This is a genomic window from Peribacillus sp. NPDC094092 (genome assembly GCF_050279365.1).
In the GTDB taxonomy this organism is placed as follows: Bacteria; Bacillota; Bacilli; order Bacillales; family DSM-1321; genus Peribacillus.
This window is the reverse complement of record NZ_JBNNUC010000001.1, coordinates 1,452,847-1,469,834: the sequence shown is the minus strand read 5'-3', so window position 1 is coordinate 1,469,834 and position 16,988 is coordinate 1,452,847. Positions and strand designations below refer to the sequence as shown.

Below are 16,988 nucleotides of genomic sequence, written 5' to 3'. Positions count from 1 at the left end.
TATGGTTATTATCTGAGTAGAGATTTTCCATTCAAAGCAACCATCTCCTATATCTTTAAAGTTTCATCAACTTTCAAAGCATAATTGATAATTATTGAATGATTTTTCTGCTATTACGTGCAAGAGAACCATCTCCTTGCTCGAAACGATTTTTTTAATGAAGCTTCTGGTTTAATTCAGTTATACGTCTTTAACTGACACCTCATTTACAATATGATGTGAATCACACGTAATGACTAACCCCTTCTTCCTTATTTATGATAGCCACCAAGCAGGAAAAATATAATTAGTTATTTATGGAAATTTAGTTACGGGGACACTCGACTATATTAAAGCAGGAGAATTTGATAAAATGGAAATAAGAACCTCTATATAGAAAGGATCGTTTATATGTCCTTATTGGAAATAAAGCAATTGGTGGGCGGATATACGAAAACGCCCGTTTTAAAGGGAATAAGTTTTGACATTCAGCCAAATGAGCTAGTGGGGTTAATTGGGCTCAATGGGGCTGGGAAAAGTACGACGATTAAACATATCATCGGACTCATGGAGCCGAAAGGCGGAAGTGTGGCGATTCATGGTAAAACTCTTGCCCAGGACCCGGATACATATCGGAAACAATTCACTTATGTTCCAGAAACGCCAATCTTGTATGATGAGCTTACACTTGAGGAGCATTTAAAGCTTACGGCCATGGCACATGGTTTGGCGGAAGACACATATAAAGAAAGGATGGACGTCCTATTAAAGGAATTCCATATGGAAAAAAGGCTTAAATGGTTTCCGGCCCATTTCTCAAAAGGAATGAAGCAAAAGGTCATGATAATGTGCGCCTTTTTAGTACAGCCGTCATTATATATCGTCGACGAACCGTTCGTAGGCCTTGATCCATTAGGCATTCAATCCCTGCTCGATTTGATGAGGAAAATGAAAGAGAGCGGAGCGGGAATTTTAATGTCTACACACATACTTGCGACGGCCGAGAGGTATTGTGATTCTTTCATCATACTGCATAATGGGGAAATCCGGGCAAAAGGAAATCTTGATCAGCTTCGGGAACAATTTTCCATGCCGGGGGCAACCCTTGATGATTTATATATTCAATTGACGAAAGAAGAAATCGGTCATGAATAGTCAAAATCTCTGGAAGGAAAGATATTTAGGCTATATAAATGAAACGCAAAAATATCTGCGTTATATTTTTAATGGTCATCTTGTTTTTGTCATGGTATTGGTTCTTGGCGGCTTGGCCTATTATTACAGTGATTGGGTAAAGACGTTGGACAGTGATTTCCCAGCTGAATTGATCATGGCCTTTGTTTTATCGATCATTGTGACCAGAAGCCCGATTAATACCTTTTTGAAAGAACCTGATACGGTATTCCTGCTTCCGCTTGAAACGAAGTTGAGGAGCTATTTCAAGAATTCACTTATATTAAGTTGGGTCATGCAGGGGTTTATTCTTCTGGTTGTCCTCATTGCATTTATACCGATGTATTCTAAGGTTACGGGTGCAGGAGGTACGGACCTTGGGATCATCCTGGCCGTTTTGCTTATTTTGAAGTTCATGAATTTAACCATGCGCTGGCAGGTGTTGAAATATCAGGATACATCAGTGGGCCATTGGGACTCCCTCATCCGCTTTTTACTTAATGGTGTGATTCTTTATTTCATCTGTTCAAGGGCAAATATACTGTTTGCACTTATAACATTTTTATTATTGTCAGGACTTTACATGTATTACCGAAGCGCAACTAAAGGGTTTGTGCTTAAGTGGGAGCGGCTGGTGGATCTGGAAAACAAGAGGATGAATTCTTTTTATCGAATAGCGAACATGTTTACCGATGTTCCCCATTTGAAAGGAAAGGTAGCAAGAAGGAAATGGATGGACTGGCTTTTATCATTCATACCTTATGGTGAAAAATCGACGTATACCTATCTTTACGCCCGCACCCTTTTGCGATCGAATGATTATGTGGGACTTTGTTTGCGCTTGACCATCATTGGGGCAGTGATTTTAAGTGTATTCACTAACATATGGGCACATTTGATTGTAACATTCATGTTCCTATTCATGACAGCCCTGCAATTGCTGCCGGTTTGGAAGGCTCATGAATGGAAGGTATGGGTCTCATTGTATCCATTGCCAGCAAAAATGAGGGAATCTGCAGTCATAAAGCTAATTTCTTATTTCTTATTATTTGAGGACCTTGTCTTCGGTTTGGTCCTGCTAGTGAGAGGGGAATGGATGTCCGCCTTAGCCGCCTTTGCAATGGGGCTTGTTTTCTTGTTCGGTTTTAAAGTTTATGCAGCAAAGAAAATTAAAAACTTTTGATCAGAAGCTGATTTTTCATAAAATCAGCTTTTTCTTTTAAGAAATGAAAATTGAAACTAAAAGCCTCCTAGGGGGTATATACATATTTAACGGAGGTGTTAAATGATGGATGAGTATGGACAAAAGGCATTATCGGAACTAATATCATGGAAAAAGAAAGTAGCCAAGAAATCCGGCAGGCTTGAGCGGATGTCCAAAAAGGCGCAAATCAAAATGAATAGCTATATTCCAGACCGAGTGCACAAAATGATTACTGATAGTATTAAAGGGATGATAGAGGCCGTATTATCTGGTTCGAAATATATGTCTAAAGAAAAAAATGTCGTGCTTCTTTCCTTGCAGCAAAAAGAAGAATGGGTTGCGGAAACTGTATCGGCCTATCGGAAAACGGCCGTAATAGAAGGTGTGGGAACCGGAGCGGCAGGGCTTTTAATTGGATTGGCCGATTTCCCATTACTGCTTAGCATCAAGATGAAGTTATTATTCGAAATATCCCGTATATATGGATTTGATCCAAATGAATATGAGGAACGCCTTTTCATACTCCATGTCTTTCAGATGGCATTTTCTAGCGAGGAAAAAAAACGGGAAACATTACGGGTAATAGAAGAATGGGATTCAGGGAAATGGCCGGAAATAGACTGGCAAGAATTTCAGCAGGAATATCGCGATCACATCGATATCATAAAGATGTTCCAGCTAGTCCCAGGGTTTGGGGCGGCTGTGGGGGCATATGCCAACCATCATTTGTTGGATCAACTTGGGGAGACGGCTGTCAATTGTTATCGGATCAGACTTCTGAAAGAGTGAGGGACGGGGAAAACCCGTCCTTTTATCGTTACCGTAATAAAGATTCATTCACCTTTTGCGATGATTGTTTCTTATTGTGATAGGTTACAGCTGCAGTGCCTAATATTTTGGCTGCAATGAGCATCGCTTTTTCATCGATGTCAAACAAAGGATGATGATGCGGATATGTATGTTCATTTTTTGGCTTGGCCCCTGTAAAGAAGAATGTACCTTTCACATTTTGTAAATAATAAGAAAAATCTTCACCTGTCATATCCGGGTCAATTTCCTCTGTAATTAAAACTTCCTTGACGGATTCCGTGCTTTCGATGAGGAATTTAGTTTCCTCTACATGTGGAATAACAGCTGGATACCCTTGAAAGTATTGATATTCATAAGTGCAGTCCGCAGCCAGGCAGGTTCCTTTAACAACCCTCTCCATTTCTTCGCATATGAATGAACGGACATCTTCCTTGAAAGTGCGGACTGTCCCGATTATTCTTGCCTTATCAGCAATGACGTTAAAGGCATTATCCGCTACAAACGAACCGACGGTTATGACTGCAGAATCTATGGGATTAAGGCGGCGGCTTACGATTTGCTGCAGGGCCATGACTAGCTGTGAGCCGACTACGATTGCATCACGGGTTTTATGCGGCTGGGCTCCATGTCCGCCCTGCCCTTGAATGGTGATTTCAAAACGGTCAGCAGCGGCCATAAGGGGGCCATAAGCGTATTGGACTGTTCCAGTAGGGGCCGTAGCCCATAAATGGGTGCCGAAAATTACATCCACCCCATCAAGGCAGCCAGCCTCAATCATCGGTTTGGCACCTCCTGGAGCATATTCTTCAGCATGCTGATGGATAAATATATATTCACCTTCGAGCCCGTCTTTCAGTTCATTCAGATTTTTTGCAAGGACAAGGAGTGTCGCTGTATGGCCATCGTGCCCACACGCGTGCATTACCCCGGGTTTGGAAGATTTATAGGGAACTTCTTTTTCATCCTGAATGGGTAAGGCGTCGAAATCAGCGCGCAAAGCTACGGTTTTACCAGGCTTATTGCCTGTGATCTTGGCAATAACACCATTACCGCCTACATTCGTCCGGTGTTCGATTCCAAGTTTTTCATAATATCCAGCGATGAAGGCCGCCGTTTGGGTTTCTTGAAAAGAAAGCTCGGGATGTTGATGAAGATAACGTCTGATGGAAACCATTTCTTCATATGAACCTTCTAGAAGATCGTGTAATCGCTGTATCATTTTGCGCCTCCTAATGATTGGATTAATTGTAAATAGTATATCATATTCTGAATAATCCAAAGTGAATTAAATACCTTGAGGAGATATATATAATGATCAAATATCACTGGGTTGCTATGGTTTTCATTTGCTTGTTGGTATTCTTTTTTTTGATGCAAGAAGTCCAGATTGGGAAGCCTCTAGCATTCGATACATACATTGCGAAACTTTTTTCCGTAGGTGAGAATACTTTTTCGTTCACTTTCTTCAAGTCCATTACCTATCTTGGGAAATCCAAGTTCATTGGTTTTGGAAGCTTATTGTGTGTTCTTTATTTGTGGATAATTAAGAAGGATTATTGGACCATGGCCATTTTCTCTATCGGGATGGGCGGCGGTGATGTTTTAAATGGGTGGATAAAAAACCATATTAAAAGAGTGCGTCCTGAAAATCATTTGGTGGAGACCGCCGGCTTCAGTTTTCCAAGTGGTCACGCAATGGTGGGCCTGATTTTCTTTAGTATGGTTGCTTATATAATCATGAAAGAAATGAAAGGAAACTATTTGAAATGGGCAGTGGGTATCGGTTTCGTATGTCTGGTTCTGCTAATCGGGGTCAGCAGGATCGCTATGAAAGTTCATTTTCCGACTGATATCTTGGCAGGTTTTGCATTAGGGGCGGCCTATATTTTAACCTTGTTTAAATTGTATAAATTCCTCGGGCCTAAAGTACTTTGAAAAAAGGATTCAGATAAAATAATTGTAAATGCCCGTTGCATTTCCCTGGAAATAAAGAAGGAATTTGTCGGATTGTTAGAGGTCCATATGTTTTTGGGCTATCCCAAACATAACGCCCTATATATGAATTCAAAGAGGCCCATTTTTGAGAGATGGGCCTCTTTTTGAGCAAAAATGGATTATTCTTCTGAATCTTTCACCAAAGTATACTGCGTTACATAGGCATCACCTGAAAACATTTTCTGGCTTGAATTCGTAACGGGAGCTTTGGAGTCGCTGTTATGCGCCTTCTGAAAGGAACTGGATTTCTTCCAGTTCAGGAAATCGGTTTGTTTCTCCCAAATCGTTAAAATTACATAAGTTTCAGAGTTGATTGGCCGCAGTACACGAAGTGCGACGAAACCTGGTTCCTTCTCAATGAATCCTGCCCTGTTTTTAAATCGATGTTCGAATACTGGTCTTCCTTCTTCACTGACAGGTATATTGTTCATGACTACATACCCATGGTCCTGAAGGTTTCCTTTTCCATCAACCACTTCAAACTTACGTGGGGAGCTGAAGACCGTTTTACCTTCAGTTTCATGTAAAAGTACTGTAGTGTCAGAGTTTTGCATAAGTAAGATATTTTCATTCGGATGCTTATCTTTTTTGCTTTTCAAAAAATTGAAGCTGCCTGATGTGATGAATACATTCATAAATTCCCCTCCAATATCTATATAGTACCTGTATACCCATTTTACCCAATGAATAGTGATTTTACCATTTCCAATCTAATCAATGGTCTTTGCTTATAAAAAAGTCGATTTTCTGACAAATAAATAGGTTGGCTATACTTCTATTATAGAAAAAGCTATAGTTTAAGGAGATTCGATTTGAAATTCAACATCCTTCTGATATTCTATGTAGGGAATGAATAAAAATAGAAACGTGATTGCTTGAAAGGTGGATATTAATGTCTAAGGAAATTACGAATGATACATTTTTAAAAGCTGCAAGAGGAGAGAAAGCGGATCATGTGCCTGTTTGGTATATGCGTCAGGCTGGCCGTTCACAGCCGGAATACCGTAAGTTGAAAGAGAAATACTCCCTTTTTGAGATTACTCATCAGCCGGAATTATGCGCTTATGTGACTAGATTGCCAGTTGAGCAATATGACGTAGACGCTGCGATTTTATATAAAGATATAATGACACCGCTGCCAGCCATTGGTGTGGATGTTGAGATTAAGTCCGGAATCGGTCCAGTCATATCCAATCCGATCCAATCGGTGACGGATGTTGAAAAATTGGGTGAATTGAACCCAGAGAAAGATATTCCATATGTGCTGGACACGATTAAATTATTGACCACGGAGCAATTGTCCGTTCCTTTGATCGGTTTCTCCGGTGCACCTTTCACCATTGCTTCATACATGATTGAAGGCGGCCCATCCAAAAACTACAATAAGACGAAAGCTTTCATGTATTCCGAACCAAAAGCCTGGTTTGCATTAATGGATAAGCTAGCGGATATGATCATCGTATACGTCAAGTCACAAATTAAAGCCGGCGTTAGTGCCATCCAAATCTTTGATTCATGGGTAGGTGCTTTGAACGTTGAAGATTACCGCGTGTTCATCAAGCCGATCATGACTCGTATCTTTTCTTCATTGCGTGAAGAAAATGTACCGCTAATCATGTTCGGGGTCGGCGCAAGTCACTTGGCACTTGAGTGGAATGATCTTCCTATTGATGTAGTCGGGCTCGATTGGAGATTGCCGATTACAGAAGCAAGACAAATGGGAATACAAAAAACGGTTCAAGGAAATCTTGATCCAGCCCTTCTTTTATCATCATGGGATGTTATAGAAGAACGGGCGAAGAGAATCCTGGATCAGGGCATGGAACAGGACGGCTACATCTTTAATTTGGGACATGGGGTTTTCCCTTCCGTAAATCCGGAAACACTGAAGAGGCTGACCGCTTTCATTCATGAATATTCATCAAAAATGAAATAAGGTGAGCGAACCATTTGCTAAAAATCCTTAATTGGATGCACAATAAAAGAACGAAATCTTTAAATGAGGTGTAATTTCATGTCAAGAAAAAAAATGGGCCTTTTAGTCATGGCTTATGGAACTCCATACACTGAAGAGGATATAGAAAGGTATTATACACATATTCGTCATGGGAGACGTCCAAGCGATGAATTGATTGCCGACCTAAAAGGCAGATATGAAGCGATCGGTGGTTTATCCCCGCTTGCAAAAATAACGGAAGGACAAGCTGTAGCCCTTGAAAAGAAATTGAACTCCGTTCAGGAAGAAGTTGAATTCAAGGCATATCTTGGACTGAAACATATTGAACCTTTTGTTGAAGACGCAGTGAAACAAATGCATGAAGATGGAATCGAGGAAGCGGTCAGTATAGTATTGGCACCGCACTTTTCAACATTCAGCGTGAAGTCTTATAATGGACGTGCCCAGGATGAAGCCGCTAAATTGGGGGGCCTCACCATCACTTCGGTTGAAAGCTGGTATGATGAGCCGAAATTCATTCAATATTGGGTAGACCAAGTAAAAGAAGTAATCGGGAAAATGACCCCGGAAGAACGCGATAACTTCGCTTTGATTGTGTCGGCACATAGCCTTCCTGAAAAAATCCTGCAATCAGGAGATCCATATCCAAATCAACTGAAAGAAACAGCTGACATGATTGCTGAAGGGGCAGGGGTTACCAATTATGCAGTAGGCTGGCAAAGCGCTGGACAAACACCTGAACCATGGTTGGGACCGGATGTACAGGATTTAACCAGAGATCTTCATGAAACAAAAGGGTATAAAGCTTTCATTTATATTCCTGTTGGCTTTGTTGCCGAGCACCTTGAAGTCCTTTATGATAACGATTATGAATGTAAGGTTGTGACGGAAGAGATTGGTGCAGGTTACTATAGACCGGACATGCCCAATGTTAAACCTGAATTCATCGATGCTTTAGCCACAATCATTTTAAACAAATTACAGGAATCGTGATCAATTAATAGAGGTACATATTTTCAGATGAAGTTATAGATTCAAATAAATACCCTTTTGAAAAAGTGGCTGTCCATTAATGAGGATGGCCATTTTTCTCTAAAAGATTGAAAATTTAATTGAAAAGACTGAATACTTTTGGTATGATATCGTTGAACACAATGACTGTTTTGTCCGTTTGGTCAGGATTGAGGTGGGAAATGTCTGTTGATCGTAAAAAATTAATTTTAGAAGCCGCGACAAAGTCGTTTTCACTTTTTGGATATAAGGCAACGACGATGGATCAAGTCGCTAAAATTGCCAATGTGGGAAAAGGGACCATTTATACCTTTTATAAAAATAAAGAAGAGCTGTTTAAAGAAATCGTTCAGCGGATGATAGAGGAAATGAAATATGAAGCGGAACAATCTTTGGATGACCAACTCTCCTTTTTTGAAAACCTGCATCGGGCCGTTTATCGAATTCTGGAGTTCAGGCAGGAACATCAATTATCTTTAAAACTTCTCCAGGAAGAGCGGGAAATTGGTACGCCGGCCGTTCAGGAAATGGTTAATGAAATGGAAGAAGCCATTGTATCCTACATAAAGGAAAAACTAAAAATAGCGATTGATAAGGGCTATATACAGCCTTGCGATCCAGAGATAACAGCTTTCCTGATGCTAAAGATGTACCTTGCCCTGATTTTTGATTGGGAAAGGAACCATGCCCCATTAGAGAAAGAGGAAATTGCAGAACTATTTAAAATATATTTGTTCAAAGGATTATCCGTAAAGTGATAATTCTATTTTTTTGCTGAATCGCAATGAATTTCAATAAAAAGAAGAGATACCGATAAGTGGTATCTCTTCTTTTTATTGGGGATGTTTTTCAACTGCGAAACTGAAGCTTATATTAAATCATCCTGCTATTTGGGAAGCGGATGGTGAAACACGAGACTACTACTCTCCAGAAAGGCAATGATCACAGTGGTTTCCATAACATTCGTGCTGTTCTTCGATTTTTTTTCCGCATTCCGTGCATTGTTTCGGAGGCAGGTTTTTAAAGAACTCAACGCTACTTTGAATCATGAACATCATCTCCTGAATTGTTTTATTAATCGCTTTTCTATGGCTTTATTGTATTATAACAGATTTGATATGTCAATGGATGTTTTATAACATAAGTAAAAAAGGTGAAATGAGGGCAAGAATAGTTTATATTAATGGGGAAGTCATTGAGAGAAAAAAAGGAGTGCCTAAGCATGAAAATCACCGTAATTGGCTGCTGGGGCGGTTATCCAGCTAAAAATGAGGCAAGTTCCGGCTATTTGCTTGAATATGAAGATTTTCGCATTCTGCTTGATTGTGGCAGCGGTGTACTATCACAGCTGCAAAACCATATGAAGCCGGAGGATCTGGGTGCTGTTGTATTATCCCACTACCATCCGGATCATGTAGCGGATATTGGTGTCCTGCAGCACGCTGCGTTCATTCAGCAGTTATTGGGCAGCGAAAAAAGAACAATTCCCATTTATGGCCATGATTTGGACGAAGTCGAGTTTGGTAAGTTAACGTATAAAGACGTGACAAAGGGGATAGCCTTCACTGCTGATCAACCCTTAACCATTGGACCGTGTAAATTTACGTTCATGAAAACAAATCATCCAGTCCCTTGTTTTGCAATGAGGATTGAAGCTGAAAATCATTCGATAGTATACACAGGGGATAGTTCATATATGGATGAGCTTGCAGATTTCGCTAAAGGCGCAAATGTTTTATTATGTGAAAGTAACTTTTACAGTGATATGGATGGTTCAAAGGCGGGGCATATGACGGCAAGAGAAGCGGGCATACTAGCGGAAAAGGCCGACGTCCAGCTTTTGCTGTTAACTCATCTCCCTCATTATGGGAATCTTGATCAACTGAAAAAAGAAGCATCCGAGGTATTCAAAAGGGAAATAGCTGTAGCGAAAACCAATCTCGAATTCCAACTATAAATGAAACATCAGTGATATGAAGTCTACAAGGAGGAACAACTGTGCTTTTTATTGATAATAAGGGAATTACAGATCCAAGAATTAACCTGGCCATCGAAGAATATGCGCTTAAACATTTAAATATAGATGAAACCTATCTCCTTTTTTACATTAATCGTCCATCAATCATCATAGGAAGAAATCAAAATACGATTGAAGAAATCAATGCCGATTATGTAGATGGAAATGGCATTACAGTTGTTCGACGCCTTTCCGGGGGTGGAGCGGTTTATCATGACCTGGGAAATCTCAATTTCAGTTTCATTACGAGGGATGATGGGGATAGTTTCCATAATTTCAAGAAATTCACTCAGCCTGTCGTGGAAACGCTTGAGAAACTTGGAATACATGCTGAATTGAGCGGTCGTAACGATATTCTGGCTGAAGGAAAGAAAATCTCGGGAAACGCGATGTTTTCAACGAAGGGCAGAATGTTCAGTCATGGGACATTGCTGTTTCAATCAGAAATGGATCACATTGTATCCGCTTTAAAAGTGAAAAAAGATAAAATCCAGTCCAAAGGGATAAAATCAATAAGAAGCCGTGTCGGTAATATCGCTGATTTCTTAAAAGAACCGATGTCTGTTGAAGAATTCCGTTCATTCCTTCTGCAAAATATTTTCAAAGAAAGCGGAAAGGTTACAGAGTATATTTTAACGGAGACAGATTGGGAGAAAATTCACAAAATCTCTGAAGAAAGATATCAAAACTGGGAATGGAATTACGGAAAATCGCCTAAATTCAACTTGCAAAACTCACATAGATTCCCTGTAGGATCTGTTGATATCCGCCTTGAAGTGAACAGGGGAATCATTGAAAATTGTAAAATCTACGGCGATTTCTTCGGGGTCGGAGAAGTTGCGGATATTGAACAAAAGCTTACAGGAACACGTTATGAAAAGGAAGCGATCAGCAGGGTACTAGATGAGATCGATGTTCGTCATTATTTTGGCAATGTAACGAAAGAAGAGATATTGTCATTAATATATTAAGCCACAAAAGCCGTCCCGACTTAATAGGACGGCTTTTTGTGGCTAATAATGACAGTAATTGCTTGAATATGGATAAAATTGTTGCTGTAATAGCTTTCTTTTAATATAATAAAAATGTATTTTGTTCACTATAAAAATGAATGACCATTCATTCATGCTATTTGCAGGGGAGGGAGAAAGATGAATTTATCTGAACAGCTTCATCAAATGGCTTTAAAAAAGGCGGATAAGCCAGCCTATTACTTTATGGATCAATCCACTTCATATGGGGAATTGGATAAAGCCGTTACGAAGTTTGCAGACGAATTACATAGGCTTGGTGTTTCAAAAGGTGATAACATTGCGCTGTTATTGGGCAACTCTCCACATTTCATCATTTCGTTGTATGGAGCCATGCGTGCAGGGGCTACCGTAATTCCCGTCAATCCAATTTACACACCTGACGAGATTGGTTATATCCTGAATAATGGCGATGTAAAGGTGGTTGTGGCATTAGATAAGCTTTTACCCTTACTAGAGAAGATGAATCCAATCCTCTCAAGCGTAGAACAATATGTTATTTGTGAAACGCAGCAGGATAATGGGGATATTAGCGAATTTAACATCTACCCAAAAATGAAATCGTTTACAAAAATGATCGAAACGGGGGATGCCAGCTTTAAAGGGCCAGGACTGAATCCCGAAGATACGGCAATCATACTCTATACTTCCGGAACAACAGGGAAACCAAAGGGGGCCATGCTTACACATACCAATATATTTTCAAATGCACATGATATTGGTGAATATTTAAAAATCTCGGAAAGTGACCGTGTCATTACGACATTGCCAATGTTCCATGTTTTCAGTTTAACGGTAGTTGTGAATGCCCCATTGATAAGCGGAGGTACGCTTTTAATTGTCCCGCAATTCAGTCCAAGGGAAATATTCAGGCAAATCAAAAAATATGATGCAACCGTTTTTGCTGGAGTGCCTACGATGTATAACTTTCTCTTCCAATACCCAGATGCAGAAGAAGATGCTTTGAATTCGTTGCGGATATGCATATCCGGCGGATCCGCTATGCCAGTGTCCCTGCTTGAATCATTCGAGCGAAAATTTAATGTCAGGGTTTCAGAAGGATATGGCTTATCCGAAGCATCGCCTGTTACCTGCTTCAATCCTTTGGATCGTCCAAGGAAGGCGGGTTCCATCGGAACCTCCATCCTTAGGGTGGAAAACAAAGTGTTCAATGAGCTTGGAGAAGAAGTGCCGATCAATGAGGTAGGAGAATTGGTTGTCAGAGGTCCGAATGTAATGAAGGGTTATTATAAAATGCCTGAAGAATCAGCCGCTGTCTTGAAAAATGGCTGGTTATATACAGGCGATCTAGCCAGGATGGATGATGAAGGCTATTTTTTCATTGTAGATCGTAAAAAGGAGCTTATCATCGTCGGTGGCTATAATGTTTATCCACGTGAAGTGGAGGAGGTTCTGTATGCTCATCCTGAAGTAGTTGAGGCAGCAGCCATCGGCGTTCCCGATCCCAATCAAGGAGAAGCGGTTAAATGCTTTGTGGTAAAGAAAAACAATGCCTTGATGGAAGAAGAACTGCTTGCCTATTGCATGGAACACTTAGCCAAATATAAGGTACCGGCAAAAATCGAGTTTTTGGATGAACTTCCTAAAAACGCGACTGGTAAAATATTACGTCGCTCCTTGAAAAACCATGTACTGCAAAACTGAATATCCATTGATCATCAGGGATCATTGCCTAAAGCAGGCATGGTCCTTTTTTGTACAACCAAAATGTATCGTACTGCATAAAATATATGGGAGAATCTTAAAACCTTGATTCTTGTTTCGAAAAGAGTTATGATTGTCATTAAAAATTTCCACATAATTGTAAGGAGGGATTAGATGAGAGATGTAAAGCTTTTGGATATTTTTACACATCCCATTGCTCAAAAATACTTGAACCGTTCAGGTCTGGCACATGCAATTGCAGTAGCATACCATGCGTTCCACTTAGCAAACGAATATAATGTCGACCCTGATATTGCTGCTAAAGCTGGACTTTTGCATGATATGGGACATTTCACTTGGTATCGCAATGGTAAATGGGATTATGATATGTACAAACAAAATGATATTCACCCCATCAAAGGTGCAGAACGAGCACATAAACTGTTAATCCGCTTGGGGGAAAACCCGATAAAGGCAAAGACCATTTCCCTTGCCATCTTATTTCATACCGATTCGTTCTTACCTTCAAATGATATTATTCGTACCCCGCTTCAGCAAGTCGTCAAATGGGCCGATGAAAAAGATGAAGAAGAAGGTGGAAAACACCATTATCGCAAAATTGATTTTCCCCGGGCAAAGGAGAGCATCATGAAACTTGATACGCTCATAGATGAGGAACAAAGAAAAAGGCTATCATCCTGAAGGTAAACGGGTGATAGCCTTTTTACTTTCAGGAGGTACACTTTTTTAGCAGTTTACAGTTTAAATTTGTTATCAGGTGAATTAATCATGTTAAATATAGACCAATAGCACTATTCGCGGCTCGGGCAATTATAAAAAATATCGGATTAATAACAAATAATGAAAGTAACAGGTGAAGTTATGAAGTCGATTAAGCTATTGATATATGGTGGTCAGGGAGGGCTTGAGGAATTCATCGAAAAAGCAGAAGACATTAATGCCATAGGGGTGACTGGAAAAGAAATGGTCCTTCGTGATTTTAATGACACATCATCAGTCGTGCCGGATGTCATCCTTATTGATGCCCGGTCATCAGGAAAGTATGGACAGGAAGTCATGCCACTCCTAAAGGTAATCCATCCATCCACTCCTTTCCTTATTTTTCCTGCCAATTCAGAAGATCATTATCTTATCGAAGCGATATGCCATGGTGCAGCAGGTTATGTCTTACAGGATGGCGGAATGGAACAAGTGCTGTCGGCAATCCGTCAATGCGCCAAAGGCCAGATAGTTCATCCTGCCTCAGTTAAATCAATTTTAATGAAGAAGCTGCAGCAGGACGCTGAAAGATCGCCAGTAACGTTGGATAAGGCAATCGAGAAATTGGGGGTCTTTTCCAAGGGTGAGTATGAACTGCTTATCCTGCTGACCCAAGGCGAAACAAATCAGTAAATCTCAAAAAAACTTTTTCTAACCATCGGTACGGTAAAAAACTATATAAGCCGTATTTACAGAAAACTGAATGTTAATACTCGGCCGGAGCTTATGGCACTTTTGTATGGTTTTCAACAAAGCGGGATGAAGGGATGACTACTCATGACCTTCGTTCGGTTGGTCGGCTTTTTATCGAAATCACATTCCAAAAAATTTGATGAAACGATCTACAACAAAGCAATTAGGTGGCGGCAAAGGGATAAATCCATCGTTGCCTTAATCATCCCAGCCCTCCGTCTTTTCTGCATATTCATCATATCATCTCTCGTATGCCCATTTTATTCCGGAAGTGCATTTTTGACTGAAGGTGCATTCTGTTGAAATCTTAAGGTTGATAATAAAGAAAATCGACAAAATGATGGAGTTTGAAAGGAATAAATAATATAGAAGGGAAATGCGGTTCTAACCTGTCCATTTTGGATTAAACTATTAAGAGGGAGATTCCGTTTAAGGGAGGGGCATCATGGTTAGAAAATGGGCTGGAAGAGCGATTCTGTTATATATCCTTTATGCAGCGGCGATATATTGGTATCTTTTTTATGGAGCTGATACCTCGATTCCCGAAGCATTGCGTGGAACTGCAGCAGATCCTGCAACATTCCTGAATGCAAGGGAACTGAAGCTTAGCGAAGAGTATTCAGAACTGCGGAATTTTATTTTTTTCGTATCCACGCCATATGAATGGCTGCTGTATTTCTTCATATTATTATTCGGTTTTTCAAAAGCATTTGAAAAGTCGTCAATGGCTGTCTCGAAATGGAAAGCGGTCAGAACGGGCATCTACTTATTCTGGCTTTCCGTCATTTCTTACCTGGCACTGTTTCCAATCAGTTTCATTGGATATCGGATGAGCAGGAGTTACCATATAAGTACACAAAGTTTCACCTCGTGGATGAAGGATGGAGTCATTGAATTCTGGGTGAATTTCGGGATGATGTTCATCATCGTGTCCGTTTTGTATTGGTTAATGAAGAAAAGTGCGAGGAAGTGGTGGCTCTATGCCTGGATGTTGTCCATTCCATTTACCTTGTTCCTGATGTTTGTACAGCCTGTATTGATTGATCCGCTATATAATGAATTCTATCCGCTCAAAAATAAAGAGCTGGAAACGGAAATATTGGAACTAGCCTCACAGGCTGAAATTCCTGCTGAACACGTGTATGAAGTAAATATGGCGGAAAAGACAAATGCCTTGAATGCATACGTCACCGGCATAGGTTCCAACTCAAGAATAGTCCTTTGGGATACGACCCTGAACAAACTGAAGGAAGATGAAATCCTTTTTATCATGGCACATGAAATGGCTCATTATGTGGAAAAGCATATTTATATAGGGATTGCAGGTTATTTAGGACTGACTTTAATCGGTTTGTGGCTGACATCGAAAATCATGCATTTTATCATTAGACGCTGGGGCCATCTGTTAAAGGTTCGTTCTATTGACAGCATTTCTTCTCTTCCTTTATTTCTCTTGATAACGTCTGTGCTGCTCTTTGCTTCGAGTCCGCTGTCCAATTATGTTTCCAGGTATCAGGAAACAAGGGCTGACCGTTATGCCATTGAAATGACCGGGGATAAAGAATCAGCAATCACGACGTTCCAGGAACTCACGAGGTCGGGTTTGAGTCAAGTCAACCCACCATTCCTGGTTAAATGGCTGCGGTATTCCCATCCAACCATGCTCGAGCGGATTTCAACGGTAGAAAAAACAGATACAAAGGGTGATTGAAAGCCAGCTGAAAACCAGCTGGCTTTTTTCCTCTATATCGGAATATGTATGTTTGCAAGTTGTTTTCAGAAAAAACTATTATTTTTAAAAACCTAAGGTTCTCAACTATAATAAATTAAATTCCCAGTTCGTTTTAAGGAGATCGGATATGTATAATGTACTTTTGATCACTATGGGCTCAGTGCTTGTTGCAGTAGCCTATAACTTATTTTTGATACCTCATTTAATTTTAAGCAGCGGACTTAGTGGACTTGCGATTATGTTCGGAATCATCACCCCGGTCAACACAGGGATATTGAATTTTCTGTTGAACCTGCCGTTGCTGATTCTTGGATACTTGAAATTAGGGAGACGCTTTATCACCTATACGATATTATCAGTTGTCGTGATATCCGTCAGTTTATACCTCATTCCAGTTCACGGAATATCCACTGACCCGATCTTGTCTTCTTTATTTGGCGGAATCATATCAGGATTCGGTATAGGCATCATCTTTCGTGCTTCAGGTTCTTCAGGCGGTTTTGATATCATTGCCATGCTATTGGCTAAGAAGAGCGACTTTCCACTTGGTACATTGCTTTCGGTGATGAATGCAGTTGTGGTGGTTATTTCAGGATTCATCTTTGGTTGGGATGCCGCATTATATACACTGATTTCCATTTATGCAGCAGGGAAGGTGATCGATACGATCCATTCCAATCACATTAAATTAACATTGATGATCGTTACCAAAAAGAGTGACGAAATGAAAACCAAGCTCCTGACCAACTTTTACCGTGGAATTACAGTCATGGATGGTGAAGGTGCATATTCAGGTGAAAAGAGTAAAGTAATGATGACAGTCATCACGCGTTATCAGTTAACCGATGTAAAAACGATGATAAAAGAAGTGGATCCGAATGCTTTTGTCAATATAACCGAAACAGCCGAGGTCATGGGGATGTTTCATAAAGAGTGATAAT

Annotated in this window: 18 protein-coding genes; 15 read left to right on the top strand and 3 right to left on the bottom strand. The window is 40.2% G+C overall.

Features of this window, described 5'->3' with window-relative positions:
• Positions 1 to 390: 390 nt before the first annotated feature.
• The 3 genes from ACQKNS_RS07045 (at position 391) to ACQKNS_RS07035 (ending at position 3,145) form a co-directional block, all read left to right on the top strand.
• Entirely contained in the window at positions 391 to 1,134 is a 744-nt protein-coding gene (locus ACQKNS_RS07045; RefSeq protein ID WP_427641780.1) for an ABC transporter ATP-binding protein, read from the top strand.
• Positions 1,127 to 2,335: an ABC transporter permease gene (locus ACQKNS_RS07040; RefSeq protein ID WP_427641779.1), complete on the top strand. Its 1,209-nt coding sequence runs from the start codon at positions 1,127 to 1,129 to the stop codon at positions 2,333 to 2,335. Before ACQKNS_RS07045 ends, ACQKNS_RS07040 begins: the two co-directional genes overlap by 8 nt.
• A gap of 102 nt (positions 2,336 to 2,437) precedes the next feature.
• A complete protein-coding gene (locus tag ACQKNS_RS07035; RefSeq protein WP_427641778.1) occupies positions 2,438 to 3,145 on the top strand; it encodes an EcsC family protein in 708 nt (235 codons plus the stop codon).
• 28 nt (positions 3,146 to 3,173) lie between these two features.
• On the opposite strand, the gene ACQKNS_RS07030 is transcribed toward ACQKNS_RS07035, so the two are convergent.
• Positions 3,174 to 4,385, bottom strand: a complete 1,212-nt coding sequence (locus ACQKNS_RS07030; protein ID WP_427641777.1) for a M20 family metallopeptidase — start codon at positions 4,383 to 4,385, stop codon at positions 3,174 to 3,176.
• 92 nt (positions 4,386 to 4,477) lie between these two features.
• Here ACQKNS_RS07030 and ACQKNS_RS07025 point away from each other — a divergent pair, with 92 nt between their 5' ends.
• A complete protein-coding gene (locus ACQKNS_RS07025) occupies positions 4,478 to 5,101 on the top strand; it encodes a phosphatase PAP2 family protein (protein WP_427641776.1) in 624 nt (207 codons plus the stop codon).
• 179 nt (positions 5,102 to 5,280) lie between these two features.
• Here the strand turns inward: ACQKNS_RS07025 and ACQKNS_RS07020 are convergent, their stop codons facing one another.
• Positions 5,281 to 5,796, bottom strand: coding sequence for an antibiotic biosynthesis monooxygenase family protein (locus tag ACQKNS_RS07020; protein WP_427641775.1), 516 nt, complete (start codon positions 5,794 to 5,796; stop codon positions 5,281 to 5,283).
• Positions 5,797 to 6,053: 257 nt separating this feature from the next.
• Between ACQKNS_RS07020 and hemE the strand changes: the two genes are divergently transcribed.
• The 3 genes from hemE to ACQKNS_RS07005 all read left to right on the top strand — a co-directional run bounded on the left by hemE (position 6,054) and on the right by ACQKNS_RS07005 (position 8,887).
• The gene (hemE, locus tag ACQKNS_RS07015) at positions 6,054 to 7,097 is read left to right on the top strand and encodes a uroporphyrinogen decarboxylase (protein ID WP_427641774.1); all 1,044 of its coding nucleotides are present in this window, start codon (positions 6,054 to 6,056) and stop codon (positions 7,095 to 7,097) included.
• 78 nt (positions 7,098 to 7,175) lie between these two features.
• Positions 7,176 to 8,111: a ferrochelatase gene (hemH, locus tag ACQKNS_RS07010; RefSeq protein WP_427641773.1), complete on the top strand. Its 936-nt coding sequence runs from the start codon at positions 7,176 to 7,178 to the stop codon at positions 8,109 to 8,111.
• Positions 8,112 to 8,311: 200 nt separating this feature from the next.
• Complete coding sequence (locus tag ACQKNS_RS07005) at positions 8,312 to 8,887, top strand: TetR/AcrR family transcriptional regulator (RefSeq protein ID WP_076367257.1); 576 nt, start codon at positions 8,312 to 8,314, stop codon at positions 8,885 to 8,887.
• A 162-nt stretch (positions 8,888 to 9,049) separates the two neighbouring features.
• Here ACQKNS_RS07005 and yhfH read toward each other — a convergent pair whose 3' ends face one another.
• On the bottom strand, positions 9,050 to 9,178 hold the full coding sequence (yhfH, locus tag ACQKNS_RS07000) for a protein YhfH (RefSeq protein ID WP_065310849.1): 129 nt from the start codon (positions 9,176 to 9,178) through the stop codon (positions 9,050 to 9,052).
• A 173-nt stretch (positions 9,179 to 9,351) separates the two neighbouring features.
• On the opposite strand from yhfH, the gene ACQKNS_RS06995 reads away from it, so the two are divergent.
• The 8 genes from ACQKNS_RS06995 (at position 9,352) to ACQKNS_RS06960 (ending at position 16,984) form a co-directional block, all read left to right on the top strand.
• Entirely contained in the window at positions 9,352 to 10,086 is a 735-nt protein-coding gene (locus ACQKNS_RS06995) for an MBL fold metallo-hydrolase (RefSeq protein WP_427641772.1), read from the top strand.
• A gap of 41 nt (positions 10,087 to 10,127) precedes the next feature.
• Entirely contained in the window at positions 10,128 to 11,117 is a 990-nt protein-coding gene (locus ACQKNS_RS06990; protein WP_427641771.1) for a lipoate--protein ligase, read from the top strand.
• Positions 11,118 to 11,297: 180 nt separating this feature from the next.
• Positions 11,298 to 12,842, top strand: a complete 1,545-nt coding sequence (locus tag ACQKNS_RS06985) for a fatty acid--CoA ligase family protein (RefSeq protein WP_427641770.1) — start codon at positions 11,298 to 11,300, stop codon at positions 12,840 to 12,842.
• 174 nt (positions 12,843 to 13,016) lie between these two features.
• A complete protein-coding gene (locus tag ACQKNS_RS06980) occupies positions 13,017 to 13,544 on the top strand; it encodes an HD domain-containing protein (RefSeq protein ID WP_230300936.1) in 528 nt (175 codons plus the stop codon).
• A 180-nt stretch (positions 13,545 to 13,724) separates the two neighbouring features.
• Positions 13,725 to 14,255: a hypothetical protein gene (locus ACQKNS_RS06975; protein ID WP_427641769.1), complete on the top strand. Its 531-nt coding sequence runs from the start codon at positions 13,725 to 13,727 to the stop codon at positions 14,253 to 14,255.
• Positions 14,256 to 14,393: a LuxR C-terminal-related transcriptional regulator gene (locus ACQKNS_RS06970; RefSeq protein WP_427642159.1), complete on the top strand. Its 138-nt coding sequence runs from the start codon at positions 14,256 to 14,258 to the stop codon at positions 14,391 to 14,393.
• 367 nt (positions 14,394 to 14,760) lie between these two features.
• The gene (locus tag ACQKNS_RS06965; RefSeq protein ID WP_427641768.1) at positions 14,761 to 16,026 is read left to right on the top strand and encodes a M48 family metallopeptidase; all 1,266 of its coding nucleotides are present in this window, start codon (positions 14,761 to 14,763) and stop codon (positions 16,024 to 16,026) included.
• Between the two features lie 148 nt (positions 16,027 to 16,174).
• Positions 16,175 to 16,984, top strand: a complete 810-nt coding sequence (locus tag ACQKNS_RS06960) for a YitT family protein (protein WP_427641767.1) — start codon at positions 16,175 to 16,177, stop codon at positions 16,982 to 16,984.
• Positions 16,985 to 16,988: the final 4 nt, after the last annotated feature.

Bases quoted from the DNA above. Each gene is read 5' to 3' on its own strand.
- ACQKNS_RS07045 (WP_427641780.1), top strand. From the start codon at position 391: ATGTCCTTATTGGAAATAAAGCAATTGGTGGGCGGATATACGAAAACG.
- ACQKNS_RS07040 (WP_427641779.1), top strand. From the start codon at position 1,127: ATGAATAGTCAAAATCTCTGGAAGGAAAGATATTTAGGCTATATAAAT.
- ACQKNS_RS07035 (WP_427641778.1), top strand. From the start codon at position 2,438: ATGATGGATGAGTATGGACAAAAGGCATTATCGGAACTAATATCATGG.
- ACQKNS_RS07030 (WP_427641777.1), bottom strand. From the start codon at position 4,385: ATGATACAGCGATTACACGATCTTCTAGAAGGTTCATATGAAGAAATG.
- ACQKNS_RS07025 (WP_427641776.1), top strand. From the start codon at position 4,478: ATGATCAAATATCACTGGGTTGCTATGGTTTTCATTTGCTTGTTGGTA.
- ACQKNS_RS07020 (WP_427641775.1), bottom strand. From the start codon at position 5,796: ATGAATGTATTCATCACATCAGGCAGCTTCAATTTTTTGAAAAGCAAA.
- hemE (WP_427641774.1), top strand. From the start codon at position 6,054: ATGTCTAAGGAAATTACGAATGATACATTTTTAAAAGCTGCAAGAGGA.
- hemH (WP_427641773.1), top strand. From the start codon at position 7,176: ATGTCAAGAAAAAAAATGGGCCTTTTAGTCATGGCTTATGGAACTCCA.
- ACQKNS_RS07005 (WP_076367257.1), top strand. From the start codon at position 8,312: ATGTCTGTTGATCGTAAAAAATTAATTTTAGAAGCCGCGACAAAGTCG.
- yhfH (WP_065310849.1), bottom strand. From the start codon at position 9,178: ATGATTCAAAGTAGCGTTGAGTTCTTTAAAAACCTGCCTCCGAAACAA.
- ACQKNS_RS06995 (WP_427641772.1), top strand. From the start codon at position 9,352: ATGAAAATCACCGTAATTGGCTGCTGGGGCGGTTATCCAGCTAAAAAT.
- ACQKNS_RS06985 (WP_427641770.1), top strand. From the start codon at position 11,298: ATGAATTTATCTGAACAGCTTCATCAAATGGCTTTAAAAAAGGCGGAT.
- ACQKNS_RS06980 (WP_230300936.1), top strand. From the start codon at position 13,017: ATGAGAGATGTAAAGCTTTTGGATATTTTTACACATCCCATTGCTCAA.
- ACQKNS_RS06975 (WP_427641769.1), top strand. From the start codon at position 13,725: ATGAAGTCGATTAAGCTATTGATATATGGTGGTCAGGGAGGGCTTGAG.
- ACQKNS_RS06965 (WP_427641768.1), top strand. From the start codon at position 14,761: ATGGTTAGAAAATGGGCTGGAAGAGCGATTCTGTTATATATCCTTTAT.
- ACQKNS_RS06960 (WP_427641767.1), top strand. From the start codon at position 16,175: ATGTATAATGTACTTTTGATCACTATGGGCTCAGTGCTTGTTGCAGTA.